At 37.8% G+C, this 19,929-nt stretch carries 17 protein-coding genes; 11 read left to right on the forward strand and 6 right to left on the reverse strand.

From position 1 onward, the window contains the following. Positions 1 to 81: 81 nt before the first annotated feature. The 6 genes from ASU31_RS06215 to ASU31_RS06240 all read left to right on the forward strand — a co-directional run bounded on the left by ASU31_RS06215 (position 82) and on the right by ASU31_RS06240 (position 5,028). Positions 82 to 735 carry a sensor histidine kinase gene (locus ASU31_RS06215; protein WP_167346161.1) on the forward strand — a complete coding sequence of 218 codons (654 nt, stop codon included), beginning with the start codon at positions 82 to 84 and terminating at the stop codon, positions 733 to 735. A 4-nt stretch (positions 736 to 739) separates the two neighbouring features. Beyond that, a complete protein-coding gene (locus ASU31_RS06220; RefSeq protein WP_057931495.1) occupies positions 740 to 1,381 on the forward strand; it encodes a response regulator transcription factor in 642 nt (213 codons plus the stop codon). Between the two features lie 220 nt (positions 1,382 to 1,601). Continuing rightward, positions 1,602 to 1,979: a BlaI/MecI/CopY family transcriptional regulator gene (locus ASU31_RS06225; RefSeq protein ID WP_029280636.1), complete on the forward strand. Its 378-nt coding sequence runs from the start codon at positions 1,602 to 1,604 to the stop codon at positions 1,977 to 1,979. Further along, the gene (locus tag ASU31_RS06230) at positions 1,976 to 3,964 is read left to right on the forward strand and encodes a M56 family metallopeptidase (RefSeq protein ID WP_057931496.1); all 1,989 of its coding nucleotides are present in this window, start codon (positions 1,976 to 1,978) and stop codon (positions 3,962 to 3,964) included. The genes ASU31_RS06225 and ASU31_RS06230 overlap by 4 nt, the downstream gene beginning before the upstream one ends. 5 nt (positions 3,965 to 3,969) lie before the next feature. Next, positions 3,970 to 4,602 carry a TonB-dependent receptor plug domain-containing protein gene (locus ASU31_RS06235; RefSeq protein ID WP_057931497.1) on the forward strand — a complete coding sequence of 211 codons (633 nt, stop codon included), beginning with the start codon at positions 3,970 to 3,972 and terminating at the stop codon, positions 4,600 to 4,602. A gap of 27 nt (positions 4,603 to 4,629) precedes the next feature. Then, positions 4,630 to 5,028, forward strand: coding sequence for an energy transducer TonB (locus ASU31_RS06240; protein WP_083505279.1), 399 nt, complete (start codon positions 4,630 to 4,632; stop codon positions 5,026 to 5,028). A 493-nt stretch (positions 5,029 to 5,521) separates the two neighbouring features. On the opposite strand, the gene ASU31_RS06245 is transcribed toward ASU31_RS06240, so the two are convergent. From ASU31_RS06245 to ASU31_RS06255, 3 genes are all read right to left on the reverse strand, one after another. Next, positions 5,522 to 6,292, reverse strand: a complete 771-nt coding sequence (locus ASU31_RS06245; protein ID WP_029278232.1) for a succinate dehydrogenase/fumarate reductase iron-sulfur subunit — start codon at positions 6,290 to 6,292, stop codon at positions 5,522 to 5,524. A gap of 94 nt (positions 6,293 to 6,386) precedes the next feature. After that, positions 6,387 to 8,366 (reverse strand): fumarate reductase/succinate dehydrogenase flavoprotein subunit, encoded by a 1,980-nt coding sequence (locus tag ASU31_RS06250; RefSeq protein ID WP_057931499.1) that lies wholly within the window; start codon positions 8,364 to 8,366, stop codon positions 6,387 to 6,389. Positions 8,367 to 8,383: 17 nt separating this feature from the next. Then, positions 8,384 to 9,064, reverse strand: a complete 681-nt coding sequence (locus ASU31_RS06255; protein ID WP_057931500.1) for a succinate dehydrogenase cytochrome b subunit — start codon at positions 9,062 to 9,064, stop codon at positions 8,384 to 8,386. A gap of 491 nt (positions 9,065 to 9,555) precedes the next feature. Here ASU31_RS06255 and ASU31_RS06260 point away from each other — a divergent pair, with 491 nt between their 5' ends. After that, on the forward strand, positions 9,556 to 10,518 hold the full coding sequence (locus ASU31_RS06260) for a TlpA family protein disulfide reductase (protein ID WP_167346162.1): 963 nt from the start codon (positions 9,556 to 9,558) through the stop codon (positions 10,516 to 10,518). 74 nt (positions 10,519 to 10,592) lie between these two features. Here ASU31_RS06260 and ASU31_RS06265 read toward each other — a convergent pair whose 3' ends face one another. Continuing rightward, the gene (locus tag ASU31_RS06265; protein ID WP_010599638.1) at positions 10,593 to 10,784 is read right to left on the reverse strand and encodes a cold-shock protein; all 192 of its coding nucleotides are present in this window, start codon (positions 10,782 to 10,784) and stop codon (positions 10,593 to 10,595) included. Between the two features lie 279 nt (positions 10,785 to 11,063). After that, positions 11,064 to 11,567, reverse strand: coding sequence for a hypothetical protein (locus ASU31_RS06270; protein ID WP_057931502.1), 504 nt, complete (start codon positions 11,565 to 11,567; stop codon positions 11,064 to 11,066). A gap of 291 nt (positions 11,568 to 11,858) precedes the next feature. Here ASU31_RS06270 and ASU31_RS27160 point away from each other — a divergent pair, with 291 nt between their 5' ends. Beyond that, complete coding sequence (locus ASU31_RS27160) at positions 11,859 to 12,203, forward strand: four-helix bundle copper-binding protein (protein WP_083505280.1); 345 nt, start codon at positions 11,859 to 11,861, stop codon at positions 12,201 to 12,203. Between the two features lie 56 nt (positions 12,204 to 12,259). Here the strand turns inward: ASU31_RS27160 and ASU31_RS06275 are convergent, their stop codons facing one another. Beyond that, on the reverse strand, positions 12,260 to 13,810 hold the full coding sequence (locus ASU31_RS06275) for a trypsin-like peptidase domain-containing protein (protein ID WP_057931503.1): 1,551 nt from the start codon (positions 13,808 to 13,810) through the stop codon (positions 12,260 to 12,262). A 317-nt stretch (positions 13,811 to 14,127) separates the two neighbouring features. Here ASU31_RS06275 and dapF point away from each other — a divergent pair, with 317 nt between their 5' ends. From dapF to ASU31_RS06290, 3 genes are all read left to right on the forward strand, one after another. After that, positions 14,128 to 14,910, forward strand: coding sequence for a diaminopimelate epimerase (gene dapF / locus ASU31_RS06280; protein ID WP_057931504.1), 783 nt, complete (start codon positions 14,128 to 14,130; stop codon positions 14,908 to 14,910). Between the two features lie 622 nt (positions 14,911 to 15,532). Further along, a complete protein-coding gene (locus ASU31_RS06285; RefSeq protein ID WP_057931505.1) occupies positions 15,533 to 16,699 on the forward strand; it encodes an efflux RND transporter periplasmic adaptor subunit in 1,167 nt (388 codons plus the stop codon). A 48-nt stretch (positions 16,700 to 16,747) separates the two neighbouring features. Then, positions 16,748 to 19,924 (forward strand): efflux RND transporter permease subunit, encoded by a 3,177-nt coding sequence (locus ASU31_RS06290; RefSeq protein WP_057931506.1) that lies wholly within the window; start codon positions 16,748 to 16,750, stop codon positions 19,922 to 19,924. Positions 19,925 to 19,929: the final 5 nt, after the last annotated feature.

The raw sequence follows: 19,929 nt of genomic DNA on the forward strand, positions 1-19,929 counted from the left end.
CTACTTGTACCCATGTTTTTGATTTTATACATTAGGTCTTACAACCGGCACAAAAAGAATCATGTACTAGAAAAGCAGAATATGCAGCAAAAATTTGAATCCGAAATGCTTCAAACCCGCGTTGAAGTACAAGATCAAACGATGCAAAGTATAGCAACAGAATTACATGATAATGTTGGCCAGTTGCTCAGCCTTACCACACTCACCTTAAACTCTGTAAATTTAAACGATGGAGAAAAGGCCAGGAAGAAAATCGACAATTCGTTAGCCCTTGTTAACAAATCCATTAAAGAATTAAGGGAGTTGGCAAAACTATTACACGGCGAACAACTGGTAGAAAATGGCATTGGCCACGCAATTGATCAGGAAATTAACTGGTTGAACAAGGCTGGGGCTTACGAATTAAAAATCGATAACCGGTTAACCGATCTGCAAATTACATCTCCGAATAAAGATTTAATCCTTCTTCGTTTATTGCAGGAAATCATCAATAATATTATAAAGCATGCCCAGGCAACCTGTATTCAAATCGATTCGCATCTGACAAACAATATTTTACATTTAAGGGTTGCAGAAAATGGGATTGGTTTTAACCCTGAAGAAATTAAATCAAAAAAATCGGGAATGGGACTAAATTCTATTTATAAAAGAATTGAGATGATCAATGGAAAATTAATATTAAATTCGACTCCAGGCGAAGGCACTTCCATTTCAATAGAAGTTCCATACCCTTAATTGTATGCAAGACCAAAGTATCTCTATCGCTATTGTTGATGACCACACGCTTTTCCGTTCCGGATTGGCCAGCCTATTGGAAGAATTTGACGAAATAAATGTCACGTTTGAGGCTGTGAACGGATTAGATCTCCAGTCTAAAATAAACAATCACAAACATGTTCAACTGGTATTAATGGACATTAATATGCCGGTAATGGACGGCTTTGCAGCAACTAAATGGGTTAAAACTAATCATCCGAATGTACATGTGCTGGCATTAAGTATGCTCGAAGATGAAAAAGCGATTATTGGCATGCTTAAAGCTGGTGCCGGCGGCTACATGCTTAAAGAATCAACCCCATCTGATCTGCTAACTGCAATTAAAGTAATAGTAGACAAGGGTTTTTATGTAAATGAACTGGTATCGGGCAGATTGTTGGTGGCGCTGAAAGACAGCGATCAAAAACCAGTATTCTCTGCAAGAGAACTTACGTTTTTACAATATTGCAGTACCGAACTTACTTATAAAGAAATTGCAGACCTTATGAATGTTAGTCCACGCACAGTGGATAACTACCGGGAATCTCTTTTTGCGAAATTAAATATTAAATCGCGCACCGGATTAGTGGTATATGGCATAAAAAACAACCTGATTACGATATAGCCCTCACCTTCGCAACCCACACACAAATACCTGACTTACAATAGAATAAGCATTTAAATCTAATTACTTTTCTTAAAGTAAAACCTTAAAAGACAGCAAAAACGCATTTTCATTAATTTTTCTAATAATTTATTCAATAAAATTTGGATAACTAATTAATTAGTTTTAACTTTAGTTAAGGCAAAGTAATTTGCTATCATCCTTATTATTATTAACTATTATGGAAATTAAAGATTTAACCAAAGCCGAAGAACAGATTATGCAGGTTTTATGGCAACTGGAAAAAGCATTCGTCAAAGAAGTTATTGATGAGCTACCCCTCCCTAAACCTGCGTACAATACCGTATCAACCATTATTAGAATTTTAGAAACCAAAGGTTTTATTGGTCACGAGGCCTTCGGTAAGGCCCACCAATACCATCCTCTAATCAGCAGAGAAGAATATAAACGCCATGCAACAGAAAAACTGTTAGGCAATTACTTCGAAAATTCGGTAGAGAGTATGTTCTCTTTCTTCGTTAAAGAAGAAAAACTGGATTTAAGTGATGTTGATGAAATTTTAAAAATGATTAATAAAATTAAACATAAGCCAAAATGAGTTTTGCCCACTACCTGTTACAGGTGAACTTATACTTAATTGTTTTTTTCGGTTTTTACAAATTACTGTTAGATAAGGAGACCTATTTCACTTTAAACCGCGTTTATTTAGTATCTGCGGGCGTTTTGTCGTTATGTATACCATTTATCCGTTTAGAATGGCTAACGGAGCAAAGGGCTGCACAACAGGTTTATACTTCAGTTAATTGGGAAGCTGTATTAGCACAGGCAACGATTGTAACGGAGCATAATACCGGTTTTAACTGGGGGAATGCATTCGTTTACATCTATTGCGCAGGTATTTTGTTCTTCTTAGGTAGATTGGTATTTAACCTATTAGCGGTTAAAAAACTCATCTCAATAAGCAAAGCTGGCTCGGCTTTCTCTTTTTTTGGTAAAAAAGTAATTGATCAGGAATTGCCACAAATGGATGTGATTGATATTCATGAAGAAGCACACATCAAACAATGGCATACAGTAGATGTTTTATTTTTCGAAATTATAGGGGTTATTACCTGGTTAAACCCGGTGATTTATCTTTATAAAAAGGCTATTAAAAATATCCACGAGTTTTTAGCTGATGAACTTGCTGCCGAATTTCAGGGTGATAAAGCCGAGTATGCCATGTTATTGCTAAGTAAGTCGTTTGGTATTTCACCAAATGCCTTAACAAATGGCTTTTTGGAAAAATCATTGATCAAAAAAAGAATTTTCATGCTTCATAAAGAGCGGTCTAAAAAGATCGCTATTATGAAGTATGGAATTTTTATTCCACTGTTTGCCCTTCTGATTGTGTTTTCTTCGGCTACTGTCCGCAAAAATGAGAAGTTGTTATCCATTACCGATCAAATCCCTTTAGAGAAGCCGATTGAGATTGTAGAAAACATGGTTACAACGCCTGAGAAGATAACTGTAGCACCTAAAATTTCAGTTGATGGCAAAACAGATGCAAACTGGAAAGGATTTTATCAGTTTTTATTAAGAAATATTAAATACCCAGGCGCTGCCAACAGCGATGAGGTACAAGGTAACGCCCAGATAAAGTTTAATCTAAAAGGTGGTAGGGTTACCAATATTACATCGAATGTAGAACTAGGGGCAGGTTGCGATGAAGAAGTGATGAAAACGATTTTATCCTATAAAGGATTTAAAACTGTGGCAGATGGCAAATATGCCTTAACGGTAAGTTTTAAAATCCCAGAATCATCGGAAGAGTTTAGGAATAAGTTATTACCTAAATCGGATGGATATGTAAATCTGAACAAGATTAATATCATATCTTTTCTTCCTAAAACCGCTGAAACAGAAACCAGCTCTATTAAATCTGAAAATACAGATAAAGTATATGATTTCGTTTCAATCGAGAAACAACCAGAATTTCCAGGCGGTATAAGCAAGTTTTATAAATACCTGGGTGGCAGCATCAGGTATCCAAAAATGGCACAGGAGAATAATGTTCAGGGTAAAGTTTTTCTCAGTTTTGTTGTTGAAAAAGATGGCTCTTTAACAGATATCCAAATCACACGGGGTTTAGGAAGTGGTACCGATGAAGAAGCAATAAGGGTTTTAAAGGAATCGCCAAAATGGCATCCAGGTATCCAGAATGGCTTAGCCGTGCGGGTAAAATATAATATCAATGTTAATTTCACACTTAATACTGATCCTCCTAAACCGCTTAAAACATTATCACAAACTCCTACCAACATAAGACTTAAAAACGGCATCAATTTTAACGGTCTTATTATATTAGATGGCGTTAAACTAGCAGAAAACAGTCAGATAAATTCGATAAACCCAAATAGCATTGAATCTGTTGAGGTTTTAAAAGATCAAACTGCAGTAAGCCTATATGGAACAAGGGCCAAAGATGGAGCAATTTTAATTACCACTAAAGAAGCAAAAAACAGTGCTTTCAGGCAGCCAGATCCAAAGGAGCTTACTATAGACAAAACTTCTAATTTTTTCGAACTTAAAAGAAAATTCTAACCAAAATGAAAAATATAATCGCCTTTACCATAATGATGAGTTTTAGTTTCGTTGGTTTTGCTCAAAAGGCAGATACTACAAAAACAACCAAGATTACGCTTAGAGGCGTCCGCGCCCCTGGCACTGAACCCTTAATTGTAATAGATGGCAATAAACAGTATATAAGGGGTTCATCATCACTTAACGAAGTTAATCCCAATAACATCGAATCTGTAAGCATCCTAAAAGATAGTTTAGCAACGGCGCGATATGGCGCTGATGGTTTTGCGGGGGTAATAGAAGTTAAAACCAAAAATGGTTCTTTAAGCAATGACGAATTTAAAACTGCTCCAATAAAAATTGTCGATCCCAAGTTAAAAGGGAAGGTATCAGGATTTAGCGTTCGCCCATCAATACCTAATATTGATTCGCCCAAAGAAGTAAGATACTTATTGAACAGAGATTTTGACCCCAAGGCAAAACTGCTTTATATCATTGACGGAAAAGAAGTTTCAGAGATAAAAAGTTTGAACAAGGAATCTATTGAATCAATAGAAGTGCTTAAAGATTCATCTGCAAGAACCTATGGTGATAAGGGCAAAAATGGAGTGGTGATTATTACCACAAAAAAACCAAAAGCAACGCCTAAGAAAAACTAAATAATCAACATTTTAATAAAAAAACAAATGAGAAAGCTAATCTTTTTAGCCCTAATGGGCATCGCTATGTCCTTAAATCAGGCAAAAGCACAAGACAATCCAAACAAAGTTTATGATTTTACCTCCCTGGAAAAGACACCCGATTACCCTGGAGGAATTAAGAAATTTTATGAATTCTTAGGTCGTGAGATTAAGTACCCTGAAGTAGCTAAGAGAAACAGCACACAGGGAAAAGTATTTGCCTCTTTTGTAGTAGAGAAAAATGGCGCTTTAAGCGATGTTCAGATCACTAGAAGCCTAACACCAGAAACGGATAAAGAAGCCCTTAGGGTATTGAACAAATCGCCAAGATGGAATCCTGGATTGTTAAATGGAAGACCTGTTCGTGTAAAATACAACATCAATGTTAACTTCAGTATGAAGTAAATCCGAAATTGGCAATTGGCTAAACACACAAAACCCCAGCAAAATTGCCGGGGTTTTATGTTTTCTCTCCTGTCTCGGAAGACTAAATTTAGAAAAATTTTAATGTATATGCAAATATTACAGAATAAAATTTCTAAATATGCAAAATTTTAATATGCAAACATAAGATTATTACAACTTTCGCAAACTTTTATTTTGAGCCCACTTTGTTGTGCAAGCTTTCGATTTTAAATTATAAAGTTTCATATGTTTTCACAACAGCGGGCAAATGTTAAATGTGTATCTGTTTTAATCGCTAGCTTGCTAACAAATCATTAAAATTTAATTTATTATTTATTCTTGGTCTATTAATCGGCATTAGACCAAGAATGTGTCTTCAACAGCTATTTTTATCTATTTTATGATTAGTTTGTAGTTCCCGTTAAAACTAAAAAGCCTCCACAACGTGGAGGCTCAAGAACCCAGCGGTTAAGCTGGGTGCACAGTATATCTTTTAAACGGTTTCTTCTGAAATAAATTTTGCAGATGCAAAATCACGGTTCATACGAGCGATGTTTTCTAAAGAGATTCCTTTAGGGCATTCGGCTTCGCAAGCACCAGTATTGGTACAGTTACCAAAACCTTCAGCATCCATTTGCGCAACCATGCTCTGCACCCTGCGGTAACGCTCTGGCTGACCTTGTGGTAATAATGCCAACTGAGAGATCTTAGCTGATACGAATAACATTGCTGAAGCATTTTTACAGGTTGCCACACAAGCACCACAACCAATGCAAGCTGCGGCTTCGAAAGCAGCATCTGCCTGCATTTTAGGGATTGGCAGATTGTTCGCATCTTGCGCATTACCTGTGTTTACCGAAATAAAGCCGCCAGCAGCAATAACCCTATCGAATGCAGAACGATCTACGGTTAAATCTTTTACTACCGGAAAAGCAGCTGCCCTCCAAGGCTCAACAACAATGGTATCGCCATCTTTGAAAGAACGCATGTGCAACTGACAGGTAGTAACCAAGTCTTTTGGTCCGTGCGGACGGCCGTTGATAAACATCGAACACATTCCGCAGATCCCTTCGCGGCAATCGTGATCGAATACCACCGGCTCTTCGCCTTTGTTAATTAATTGTTCGTTTAATACATCGAACATCTCTAAGAAAGACATATCCGGTGAAATATCGGCCAATTTATAATCTACCAAAGCACCTTTGGCATTGTTATTTTTTTGACGCCAAACTTTTAGCGTTAAGTTCATATTTCCTGTACTCATGATATTGAGATTTTGGATATTAGACTCGAGATGTTAGACACTAGATTTGAGACTACTTGCCTCTTCTCCTATCTCACATCTCAATTCTCACATCTTATTTATAACTTCTTTGTGCTACTTTAATATTTTCAAACTTCAGCTCTTCTTTGTGAAGCTCGAAGTTTACACCTTCTTTAAATTCCCAAGCGGCTACGTAAGCATAATTCTCATCATCACGTAGTGCTTCTCCTTCTTCTGTCTGATACTCTTCACGGAAGTGACCACCACAACTTTCGTTACGGTTTAACGCATCAATACACATCAACTCGCCCAGCTCGATAAAATCAGCAACACGGCCAGCTTTTTCCAATTCGGTGTTTAACTCATCAGCTGTTCCAGGTACACGAACATCGCTCCAGAATTCAGCACGTAAAGCTCTGATTTCCTGAATTGCTTCATTTAAACCTTTTTCGTTACGGGCCATACCACATTTCTCCCACATAATGTGACCTAAACGTTTGTGGAAATGATCTACCGACTTAGTTCCTTTAATATTGATCAGTGTATTCAAAATACCAACTGCTCTTTCTTCAGCCTCTACAAAGGCAGGGTGATCAGTAGGAATTGCTTTTACCGAAATCTCTTTTGATAAGTAAGCACCAATAGTGTAAGGAAGAACGAAATAACCATCAGCTAAACCTTGCATCAAAGCAGATGCACCTAAACGGTTGGCACCGTGATCGGAGAAATTAGCCTCGCCAGTACAGTATAAACCAGGTACCGATGTCATTAAGTTATAATCAACCCATAAACCACCCATGGTATAGTGAACCGCAGGGTAGATACGCATTGGTGTTTCGTAAGGATTTTCACCGGTAATCTGCGCATACATATCGAATAAGTTACCATATTTTTCCTTAATTACTGCAGTACCTAAGCGCATACAGGTTTCTTTGTCAGGATTGTGGTTACCTGCTTTAGAAGCTTCGATTTTTCCGTAACGTTCTGTGTTGGCTTTAAAATCCAAGTATACTGCCAGCTTAGAAGCACCTACTCCATAACCTGCATCGCAACGCTCTTTCGCAGCACGGGAGGCCACATCACGAGGAACTAAGTTACCGAAAGCAGGGTAACGGCGCTCTAAATAATAATCTCTTTCATCTTCGGGAATTTCTGAAGCTTTACGGTTATCATCTTTCTTTTTAGGAACCCAGATACGTCCATCGTTACGTAACGACTCAGACATTAGGGTTAATTTAGATTGGTGATCACCAGAAACCGGAATACAGGTTGGGTGGATCTGCGTGTAACATGGGTTTGCAAAATAAGCACCTTGTTTATGTGCTTTCCAGGCTGCAGTAACATTACTACCCATTGCGTTGGTAGAAAGATAGAATACGTTACCGTAACCACCTGTTCCTAGTACTACCGCATGGCCGAAATGACGCTCAATTTCTCCTGTAATTAAGTTACGGGCAATAATACCCCGTGCTTTACCATCGATTTTAACAACCTCAAGCATTTCATGGCGGGTATACATTTCTACTTTACCCATACCAATCTGGCGTTCCAAAGCAGAATATGCACCTAATAATAACTGTTGACCCGTTTGGCCAGCTGCATAAAAAGTACGTTGTACTTGTGTACCACCGAATGAGCGGTTATCTAACAAGCCACCGTATTCACGTGCCAAAGGCACACCCTGAGCCACACACTGATCTATAATGTTGGCACTAACTTCGGCCAAACGATGCACATTGGCTTCGCGGGCACGATAATCGCCACCTTTAATTGTATCGTAAAAAAGGCGATAAACGCTATCACCATCATTCTGATAGTTTTTTGCTGCATTGATACCACCCTGAGCAGCGATTGAGTGTGCCCTACGTGGCGAATCCTGGAAGCAGAAACATTTTACTTTGTAACCCATCTCGGCCAAAGTAGCCGCTGCCGAAGCACCTGCTAAACCCGAACCTACTATGATTACCTCAATAGTTCTTTTGTTCGATGGGTTAACCAAAGGCACAGAAGACTTATATTTTGTCCATTTGCTGGTTAATTCGCCTTCTGGAATATTTGAATTAATATCTGACATATCTTTTGTGCTAAAAATTATTGAATAAGACCAAAATAAACTGCAATCGGCATGGCTGCGAAAAGGATCGAAATAATAACCGAATACCAAACGCCAGCTCCTTTAATTATACCGTTATATTTTGAGTGGTTCCATCCTAATGTTTGGAATGCCGAAGCAAAACCATGCAATAAGTGGTAGCATAAAGAAAACATAGCCAAAATATATACAGCAACCCTTACCGGATCCTGAAATTTTTCTTTCATTACCGCATAAAGATCTTCATGTCCGTTGGCATCAACCGTTGGGATTCCTGTAAAACGGGAAACTACCCAAAAATCTTTCAGGTGAACTACCAGGAAGATCAGCAAAAGCGTACCCAGCAAGCCCATAGAACGGCTATACCATTTACTGTTTGCCTTACCATCGTTTACGGCGTATTTAACCGGGCGTGCTTTTTGGTTTTGTAATGTTAAACGTAACGCCTGAAAAATGTGCGCAAGCAAACCAATAAACAACACAATCTCGCCAGCCCGGATAATCCAGTTAGTGGCCATAAAATGTGCGCCTACGTTAAATGTTAAACCACCGTCGCTAATAAAAATTAAAGCATTAATACCGCAGTGTACAATTAAAAAAAGTATCAGGAACAAACCTGTAATACCCATGATGAATTTCTTCCCTATTGAAGAAGAAAATGCATTTCCGAAACCACTCATTTGATTAGGATTTATATCTAAATTTCTTGCAAAAGTATCTAATTATGAGTTTAATTTATAAACGAATATGACAAAACAACGATAAAACATTTATTTAGAAACATTCTAAAGCATATTCGGAATTAATTGAAAGAATATAGGATTATTTAAGGTTTTACTTACAGAATATCCGTCATTGCGAGGCACGAAGCAATTTCACAAGAGAAGCTGTAGTGACCAAAACTTTAGGGTTGCTTCACTATTCCTCCTCACAATGACGATTTTTTTTAAAAAAATTTATTTTATTTATTCAAACCTGCATAACTAATCTTTTCGTTATATTGCATAATCAAACTATTTATATGAAAATATTGCTCTATTTTTCTGCTTTTCTGATTTTGATTCTGCCTGGATGCAAGCCCTCAACAGCACGATTCCTCGTAAGTACTAAAAACTTTAAACCAAACTCTGTTATTAGTATTTACAGCACGATAACAGGGGAAACTTACAAGGTGGAAAATATAACCAACAGTTATCAAAAATTCACAATAAATTTTCCGAAGGAAGGTTATGCTACATTTCGAGTGGAGACCCCTAACAGGTATACTGAACACTGGTTTTACTTAAATAATGGAGATTTTGAATTGAATCTTGATGGAGATGATATGGAGTATTTCCCATTTGAATCATCACCATCAGAAAACGGACAAGAATTTATTGAATATTACAAAATCAAAGAGGCAATGAGCAAAAGTGTGATGGATAGTTTAAATCTTGCTCAAAGAGAATTTGACAATTCTACTCGAGAAAATGTAGAAGATAAAGCAAAAAACCTAAATAAATGGATGGAAAAAAATGAAAAGCTGCAGTTCAGCATTATCAAAACCTACCATGATAAATTCCCAAACTCACCAAATACGATATTCATACTCGACCAGCTTGGCTTAGTTAATACTTATACTGAAGCTTATGTAAACATATTTAATTCATTAAACAATGAGTTGAAAGAAAGCAAAGCTGGAATAAAGCTATTAGAGCAGATTACAAGATCAAGCAGAATGATGGCTGGAAGCCAAATGCCAAATATTGAAGGCCAAAACCCAAACGATGATTTGTTTGATAAAAAAATATTAAAAAAGGTAAATCTTGTAATTATATGGACCTCCTATAATACAAAAAGCAGAGAAAATAATAAAATGTTATCCGAACTGTATAAAAAGTATAAAAACCAAGATGTAGAGTTTATTGGTGTTTCTTTAGATACAAAAAGAAATTGGTGGGTTAATGTAATTAGGGATGATAAACTAGATTGGCCGCAGTACTCGGACTTAAAAGGTGCAAAATCGCCAAATGCTAAAAACTTAAGCGATTATAACATCCCTTATTTCTTTTTAATTAATAAAGAAGGTAAGGTATTAATGAATAACGACTTAACAACTAGTTTCATTAATGATGAAATTAGAAAAAGACTTTAATTTCTAAAATCTAACGCACAAAAAAAGTCCCGATTTGCATCGGGACTTTTTACGATTTATGTGTTCGAGTTTTCTTAAGCTACTTTAACATTTACCGCGTTTAGGCCTTTTCTACCTTCTTCTACATCGTAGTTTACGGTATCATTCTCGCGAATGTTATCGATTAAGCCTGAAGCATGAACAAAAATTTCGGCATCGCCATTAGATGGAGTGATAAATCCGAAACCTTTAGTTTCATTAAAAAATTTTACTGTTCCTTGTTGCATTATATTGTATTTTAATTTGTTTCAAAGATAGAGTTAAATCCCTATAAATCAATTTTTTATTTTTTATTATGTAAATAATTGCTAAATATATTGATAATTTGCCCTTTAAGCCCCATTTTGCTGCCCGATTTAATCCATCATTACTCGATATATTGCCCGATTTTATCAATAAGGCACATTCAAAACAGGCCTTTGCCTTCGCTTTTCTACCTGAAAAGCAAAGATCAACCCAATGTATAAATTGCTATCATAATCGATACTGGCTATCGGGATTTAAATTTAGCTGTAAACCAGGCTTTTGCGCTGCTCATAATTTACCATTAGATTTTCGGTAATTTTCACTACTAATGTTTCGTGTTCTTTACCATCATAGCTTAAGATTAACAGGTCACCAATGATTTCGTGTAAAATTAATTTCGGGCTGGTATAGGTGATCGATACCACATGCGCTGCTTTATTTAACAGATCTGAAGCGTAAATATGTAGTTCGGCCCAATCGAAAAGAATCGGATGACCTTCTAAATCGTTCAACACAGGTATTTTATGTTCTAAGGCAGCAATGCTGTTTATTACGGAGTACTGAAGTTTTTGGTGTAACGCATTTGCCTTTTCGCTGGCTTGCTGCATCTGAGCAAAAGTATGCAAGTGCTGGTTTAAGCTATATATTTTTGATCTCTTTTGAAATTCTTTGTAAGTATCGTGAAATATCCGCCTTTCAAAATCCGTTCTGCACATGAAATTGAAATATTGTTTTACGCTGAGGTTAATGCTAGCTAAAGCCATAATATTCGGTTTTTGTTGCTGATTCAAATATGGAACAATAAAAAAAATTATTTTATAGCGTATCGGTAAACGCTGATTATCAATCGGTAAATAGCGAAACTAAATCTTGATTATGAAAAACGGATGAATATTGATTTGAGTACGAAGATTTGGACGAACAGCCCGTTATTTAAGATATTTTAACATTTCGAGATTTCCTAGAACCAGTCGGCAATTTCAATTTTTCTAAAACAGTTTAATTTCCAACAGGTTATTAATATACAAAATAGGTATAACCAAAACTTTTACAATATGGAAACGAGAAACAACCATGGTTTAATCCAGGCTCTACTAGATTGCGCGCTAGCTTGCGAGCATTGTGCATCGTCATGCTTAAAAGAAGAAGACATCAACATGATGATTGACTGCATTAAACTAGATAGGGATTGCGCAGATATCTGTACCCAAGCAGCCAGGTTATTGCAAAGAGATTCAATTATCGGGCATCAATATTTATTGCTCTGTGAAGAAATATGCAGGCTTTGTGCAGCCGAATGCAGCAAGCACGATCATGAACATTGCAGACAATGTGCTGTTGCCTGCGAGGAATGTGCAGATGCCTGCCACGCCAATCACGAACCGATCCATCAGGATTAAAAAAAAGCGTCCCGATAAAATCGGGACGCTTTTAAAACTATTTTTTATCAGATCAATTACTGCGCCGGGAAGCTATAGTTATAAGAACCTTGCTCGCCAACACCAGAAATACTCACCATGTTGTTTCTACCTAAAGGCAATGCTTTTTGAACATCAGCTACAGAATTTACAGGTTGTCCATTTACTTTGGTAATGATTAAACCTTTTTCAACACCAATATTATCAAATGCTTTTCCTGTGGTTACGGAGGTTACTACAACACCACTGTTAATGCCATACTTCGATTTCTGTGCTTGAGTAGCAGGAGCAAAAGTTGCACCTAATTTAGAAACTTCAGCGCCTTTGCTTGTTGCATTTTTAGCAGTTAAACCAACACTGGCTTCGCCTTTTAAAGTTACACTATAATCTTTCAGTGTACCATCACGTAATACCGTTAATTTAACTTTATCGCCTGGATTTAAACGACCAACTCTTTCCTGAAGGTCAGGAGAATCATTAATCACTACGCCATCAACTTTTTTGATTACATCACCTGATTTAATGCCTGCTGCTGCAGCACCGCCACCAGCAACTACATCATTCACATATAAACCGCTTATTTCGTTGGTTTTAATGCCTTCAGGTTTCTCTTCACCGCTTAACGGCACAAAGTTAACGCCAATATAACCACGTTTAACCGAGCCATATTTCATAAAATCATCAACTATTTTACGGGCAAGATTAACCGGAATTGCAAATCCGTAACCTTGGTTGTATCCGCTTTGCGATGCGATTGCTGAATTAATTCCTACCAATTCGCCATTTGCGTTTACAAGCGCACCACCGCTGTTACCTGGGTTAATGGCAGCATCGGTTTGGATAAACGACTCGATACTGGTATTTGCCGGACGATCTGGTCTTTTACCGGTACGTTGATACTCGCGATATTCCTCTTCTGTAATTTCATTTCCTTGTTGCTCGCGACCAATAATACCGATGCTACGGTTTTTCGCACTTACAATACCAGCTGTTACCGTAGTATTTAAATCTAACGGGAAACCAACGGCTAAAACCCATTCGCCAACCTGCACATTATCTGAATTACCCATTTTTACTACAGGTAAACCAGTTGCATTTACTTTAATTAAAGCTAAATCGGTATTTGGATCACGACCAATTACCTTTGCCTCAACTTTACGCCTGTCTGTTAAAACCACCTCAACCTTCTCTGCATTTTCTACTACGTGGTTATTGGTTACGATATAACCATCCTGACTGATAATTACACCAGAACCCGATGCCGCTCTAGGCTGACGTTGCATCTGACGGCCACCGCCGCCAAAGAAATCTTCCATCATATCAAATGGAGAAGAACTTCTGCCACCGCCACTTTGTGCCGCATACGTTGTTTTAATGTGGACTACACCAGGTGCAACTACTGCTGCTGCCTGCGTAAAATCTGTTGTTCCAGCTGATGATACTTTAAGTGGATTGTTTGCGAAGTACAAGTTCTGTTTTTCAGTGATTGTACTGCCTGTTTGGTTACGCTCAAATAGTTTGTAACCCCCAATTGCTGCTGCCCCACCTATAAAAGCAGCCAACACGGTAATTCCTAATATTTTTTTCATGTGTTTCTATATTGTGTTTTTTAAAGCCATGATTTATTATAAGCCAATTTGCTAGCTAATTGTTTGGTTAGCTTATAATATTCATTTGTTAAATGTTATTACTTGCAAGAGCATTTACACTTTGATTTAAGCAGAATGCTCAGGCAGTTTTTATCTGCTCAAATTTTCTTTCGTAAGTTTATTCAAATTTAATACCATATAAACGATATTTGTATCCTCAAAGCACTTAGTTTTGTGTTAAAAAATGTTAAATTAAAAAACACAAACCGCTTATTACCTTTTGCAACTCAAATATTGCATTAAAAAATGAAGCTTTCATGAAAATTAATTTCTTTAAATACCAGGGCGCAGGAAACGATTTTATTTTAATAGACCACACCATGAGTCCGTTAAAAAATATTGATAATCAATTAGTTGAACAACTATGCCATAGAAGATTTGGCATTGGTGCCGATGGATTAATGTTTATTACCAAACATGAGGATTATGATTTTGAGATGCATTATTTTAACGCTGATGGTAAGCTGGGCAGCATGTGCGGAAATGGTGGCAGATGCATTGTTGCCTTTGCCAAACAGCTCGGAATCATCGATCGCGAAACAAACTTTTTGGCAGTAGACGGGCCACATTATGCCAGAATTTCAGAAAATGGCGAATGGGTTGATTTGCAAATGATTGATGTAGATACCATTACCAAAGATGGTGAGGCTTATGTATTGAATACTGGCTCACCGCATTATGTTGCTTTACAAAACGATTTAAAAGACTTTGATGTTTTTACTGAAGGGAAAAACATTCGCTATAACTCAACTTATGCAGAAAAGGGTATAAATGTAAACTTTGTAGAAGATAAAGGCGATCATTTATTTGTGCGTACCTACGAACGTGGCGTGGAAGATGAAACTTATGCCTGTGGCACCGGAGTAACCGCTGTAGCCATGGCTATAGCGAAACATAAAAATCAGACCGGCCATATTAAAACGGCCATTAAAGTTTTGGGTGGCGATATTAAAATAGAATTTGATTACGATGGTAAGGAATTTACCAATGTATTTTTATGTGGCCCGGCCAAACTGGTTTTTGAAGGAGAAGTAGAGTAGTTTTCATAGAGAGTTATTTTGCTTTAAGATCATTTATCGTCCTCGTTTATAACGAGGATGTATGGGATTAGCGATTTCATCGCCTTCTTTTAAATCTCGCTTTTCATAAGAACTTGGGAGATTTATAATCCAATTAGATTATAGATAAATATTACGCCGCATTACAAATGCGGTTTTCATTAATCCTCGTTACAAACGAGGACTATTGTCAGAAAATGGAATAATCTTCTTTTCAAGCCTCATAGACTTAACGCTACCTGATCATCTCGTGTAAAACAGACACCATCTATGTATTTTGTTGGCTAAAATACGCAACATTTATTCTAAAAAAATCGTATATTTCCTTTGAATTTAACAGCTTTTAACATCTGTCGCAAGATATTTACACACTGTTTTTCATGCCAAAAATTACGACAACACAATATATAACAGCACTTTAAAGGAAATCTGATAGGTTTTCAATCGCAAAATAAATCAATCGATTGATTAAATGACAGAATTCGGACAGATTTATTTTTTTTTAGGCTCTATTTTTGGGCAAAATCGGCGAAAATCGAAGTCCTATATTTTTTGACAACGCCCTTAATTCCGGAAATTTAAATTTAAACACACAGAAATACCCATGAGAAAAGTAACAACTCTCTTTTTTAGCGTAAGCATTGGTATGCTTTTAGCGTCCTGCGGAAATAACGATGCAGCTAAAAAAGCTGCCGCTGCAGCAGCAGGCCCACAAGCTTACCCTGTTTTTACAGTAAACACACAAAATACAACACTAGATTCTGATTATCCAGCAACAATTGAAGGCATTCAAAACATCGATATCCGTCCGAAAGTTGATGGTTTCATCGAAAAAATATTGGTTGATGAGGGTGCTGTAGTTAAGAAAGGGCAATTGCTTTTCACCATTAATGCACCACAATACGAGCAACAGGTTAGAACAGCACGGGCAGCAATTAGTAGTGCTGAAGCTGATGTAAATGCTGCTCAGCTAACGGTAAACAAAACCAAACCCCTGGTAGAAAAAGATATCATCAGCAAGTACGATCTGGATGCAGCACAGCTAACGCTTCAAAGCAGGAAAGCTGCTTTGGCACAAGCAAAAGCAGAATTGGTAAATGCACAGGTTAATTTAGGTTATACTTCGATTACCAGCCCTGTTGATGGCGTAGTTGGCAGTATCCCTTTCAGAAATGGAAGTTTAGTGAGCAGCAGCAGCACACAGCCACTAACTACTGTGTCTAATACTTCTAAGGTTTACGCCTATTTTTCATTAAACGAGAAACAGCTTTTAGATTTTTCAAACACCTATAAAGGCAACACACTTGCACAGCAAATGAAAAACATCCCTGCGGTGAGCTTGGTCCTTGCCGATGGAACAATCTATGCACAGAACGGCAAAATCGAATCCATCAATGGACAGATTAACACCAGTACTGGTTCTGCGAGCCTAAGGGCAACATTCCCTAATCCGGTTTTCTTATTAAAAAATGGAGCAAGTGCCTCGGTTAGAATTCCTCAGCATGTTGAAAATGCAATTTTAGTCCCTCAAAAATCAACTATCGATTTACAGGGAAAGAAATTTGTTTACATTTTAGGCGATTCGGCTAAGGTAATCAATACCCAAATTGAAGTGATGGAATTAGCGAAAGGCAATTTCTATGTGGTTACCAAAGGACTTAAAGCAGGTGATAAAGTTATTTTAGAAGGCTTTCAATCGTTAAAAGACGGGACTAAAATTAAACCCGAGGTAAAAAACACAGATTCAGTTTATGCTGAAATAAAAAATTAACAATATAGTCAGTGCAATCACACTATAGCAGTGTAATCCATATTAATTATGTTTAAGAAATTTATAGATAGGCCCGTTTTATCGACAGTTATATCCATTATAATTGTAATATTAGGTGTATTAGGCCTCGTAACTTTACCCATCTCGCAATACCCCGAAATTGCGCCGCCAACCGTTCAGGTATCGGCTTCGTACCAGGGAGCAAATGCCGATGTGGTAATGAGTAGTGTTGTTGTTCCACTGGAAGAGCAAATAAATGGTGTGGAAGACATGACTTACATGACTTCTAGCGCCAGTAATGATGGTACTGCAACCATTACCGTTAACTTTAAATTGGGTACGAATGCCGATTTAGCAGCAGTTAACGTACAGAACCGTGTAGCCAGGGCAACCAGTTTATTACCTGCAGAGGTAACCAGATCGGGTGTAATTACAGCAAAAAGACAGGCGAGTAACTTACTTATTTTTGCCATTTACAGTGATGATCCATCATACGATCAGAAGTTTTTACAGAATTATGCCAACATCAACATCATCCCCGAAATTAAAAGGATTAGTGGTGTGGGTGATGCCAGTGCATTTGGTACTTTAGATTACACCATGCGTATCTGGCTTAAGCCAGAAGTAATGGCCGTTTATGGTCTGGTACCGAACGATGTAAGTGTAGCCTTGGCAGAGCAGAACATCGAAGCTGCACCAGGTCAGTTTGGTGAGCAGGGAAATCAGGCTTTTCAATACACGTTAAAATATAGCGGCCGTTTAAAAACGGAAACTGAGTTTAGCAACATCATTATTAAGGCGGATGCAAACGGACAGATTCTTCGCCTAAAAGATGTGGCCAGAATAGAACTTGGTGCACAAAGTTATGCCAGTTATGTAAAGTTTAATGGCAAACCTGCTTTAGGTATTGCCATTAGTCAAACAGCGGGCTCGAATGCGAAAGAAGTAATTGAAAATTCGATCAAAACTCTAGATAAAGCAGCAACTTCTTTCCCTAAAGGTGTTCATTACGAAACCGTTGTTAACGTAAATAACTTCCTGGATGCCTCAATCGAAAAGGTAATCCACACCTTGATCGAAGCATTTATTTTGGTGTTCTTAGTGGTATTTATCTTCTTACAGGATTTCCGATCAACTTTAATTCCGGCAATCAGTGTTCCGGTGGCTATTATCGGTACTTTCTTCTTCCTGAGTTTGTTCGGTTTTACCATTAACCTGTTAACCTTATTTGCATTGGTACTCGCCATCGGTATTGTGGTAGATGATGCCATTGTGGTGGTTGAGGCTGTACATGCCAAGCTCGATGCTGGTTACAAAGATCCTAAAAAGGCAACGAAAGATGCGATGGATGACATTAGTGGTGCGATTATTTCGATTACACTGGTAATGGCAGCGGTATTTATCCCGGTAAGTTTTATCCAGGGTTCGTCGGGTGTATTTTATAAACAATTCGGTTTAACACTGGCTATCGCAATTATTTTATCAGCGATCAATGCCTTAACATTAAGTCCGGCACTGTGTGCGATGTTCTTAAAACCACACGCAGAAGATCACGAAAAAAGCAAAAACTTCTTACAGCGTTTTTATACCGCTTTCAATACTTCGTTTGATGCCGTAACACAAAAATATAAACGCTCTGTTGGTTTCCTGGGTAAGAAAAGATGGCTTGCAGGTTTAGGAATTGCTGTTTTCGCAGTGGTGTTAGTGTGGATTATGAATACTACGCCTAAAGGTTTCGTACCAAACGAAGATTTAGGAACAGTTTTCTCTGATATTTCATTGCCACCTTCTACTTCACAGGAAGAAACCGATAAAATTATTGTAAAAATTAATGATATTGTAAGCAAGGTGCCAGAGGTAGAAGCTACATTTAGGGTTGTTGGCCGAAGTTTGATCAGTGGTTCGGGTAGTTCTTACGGTATGGTTATCGCGAGGCTTAAACCGTGGGATCAACGTAAGCGTGATGTTAAAGCCATTATTGGTGAATTATTTGCAAAAGCATCCAGCATTAAAGGTGCGAAGGTAATTTTCTTTGCTCCACCAACCATTCAGGGTTTTGGTACCGGTGGTGGTTTCGAGTTCCAGTTGCAGGACAAAACAGGTGGCGACATTAAAAAATTCAACGAAGTGGGTAATGCATTTTTAGCTGCATTGAGTAAACGTCCTGAAATTCAATACGCATCAACCTCTTTCAACCCCAACTTTCCTCAATATCAGATTGATGTAAATGTGGCGAAAGTTAAACAGGCTGGCTTAACAGTTAGCGATGTGTTGGGTGTTTTGCAAGGTTATTATGGTGGGGTTTATGCCTCAAACTTTAATAAATTTGGTAAACAGTACAGGGTAATGTACCAGGCAGATGCCAAATACCGTGCTAATCAGCAAAGTTTAACCAGTATTTATGTACGCAATTCGAGTGGTACAATGGCCCCTATTTCTGAGTTTATCACTTTAGAAAAAGTTTACGGGCCACAGGCTATTTCACGTTTTAACTTGTATACCTCAATTGCGGTTACGGGTAACCCGAATGCAGGATTTAGTTCTGGTGATGCCATTAAGGCCATTCAGGAAGAAGCGGCAATCCACCTTCCAACAGGTTATGGATATGAGTTTTCTGGTTTATCGCGTGAAGAAGTAAGCAGCGGCAGTCAGACAATTTTTATCTTCCTGCTTTGCGTAATCTTTGTGTACTTCCTGCTTTCGGCACAGTACGAAAGTTATATCTTACCATTGGCGGTATTGTTTTCACTACCGATCGGTTTAGCCGGGGTATTCATCTTCGATAAAATCTTTGGCGTAGATAATAATATTTATACACAGATTACCTTGATCATGCTTGTGGGGTTGCTGGCAAAGAATGCCATTTTAATTGTAGAGTATGCGGTAGACAGGCGACGAAAGGGAATGAGTATTATCAACGCGGCTATTGATGGCGCAACTGCCCGTTTACGTCCGATCTTAATGACCTCTTTTGCTTTTATCCTGGGTTTATTGCCTTTAATGTTATCATCAGGTGTTGGTGCAGCAGGTAATACATCTATTGGTACCGGTGCTGTAGGCGGTATGTTAATCGGTACGATATTCGGTGTGTTTGTAATCCCGGCTTTGTTCATTGTTTTCCAAACCTTACAGGAAAAAATAAGTAACAGTTCTCCTTTTGAGGAAGGCATTGATCGCGAACAAACAGAAGAAGAGTATGAGTTAGCGGTTAACCGTCCACATTAATTTTA

The sequence above is a fragment of the Pedobacter ginsenosidimutans genome, from assembly GCF_001442625.1.
Classification (GTDB): domain Bacteria; phylum Bacteroidota; class Bacteroidia; order Sphingobacteriales; family Sphingobacteriaceae; genus Pedobacter; species Pedobacter ginsenosidimutans.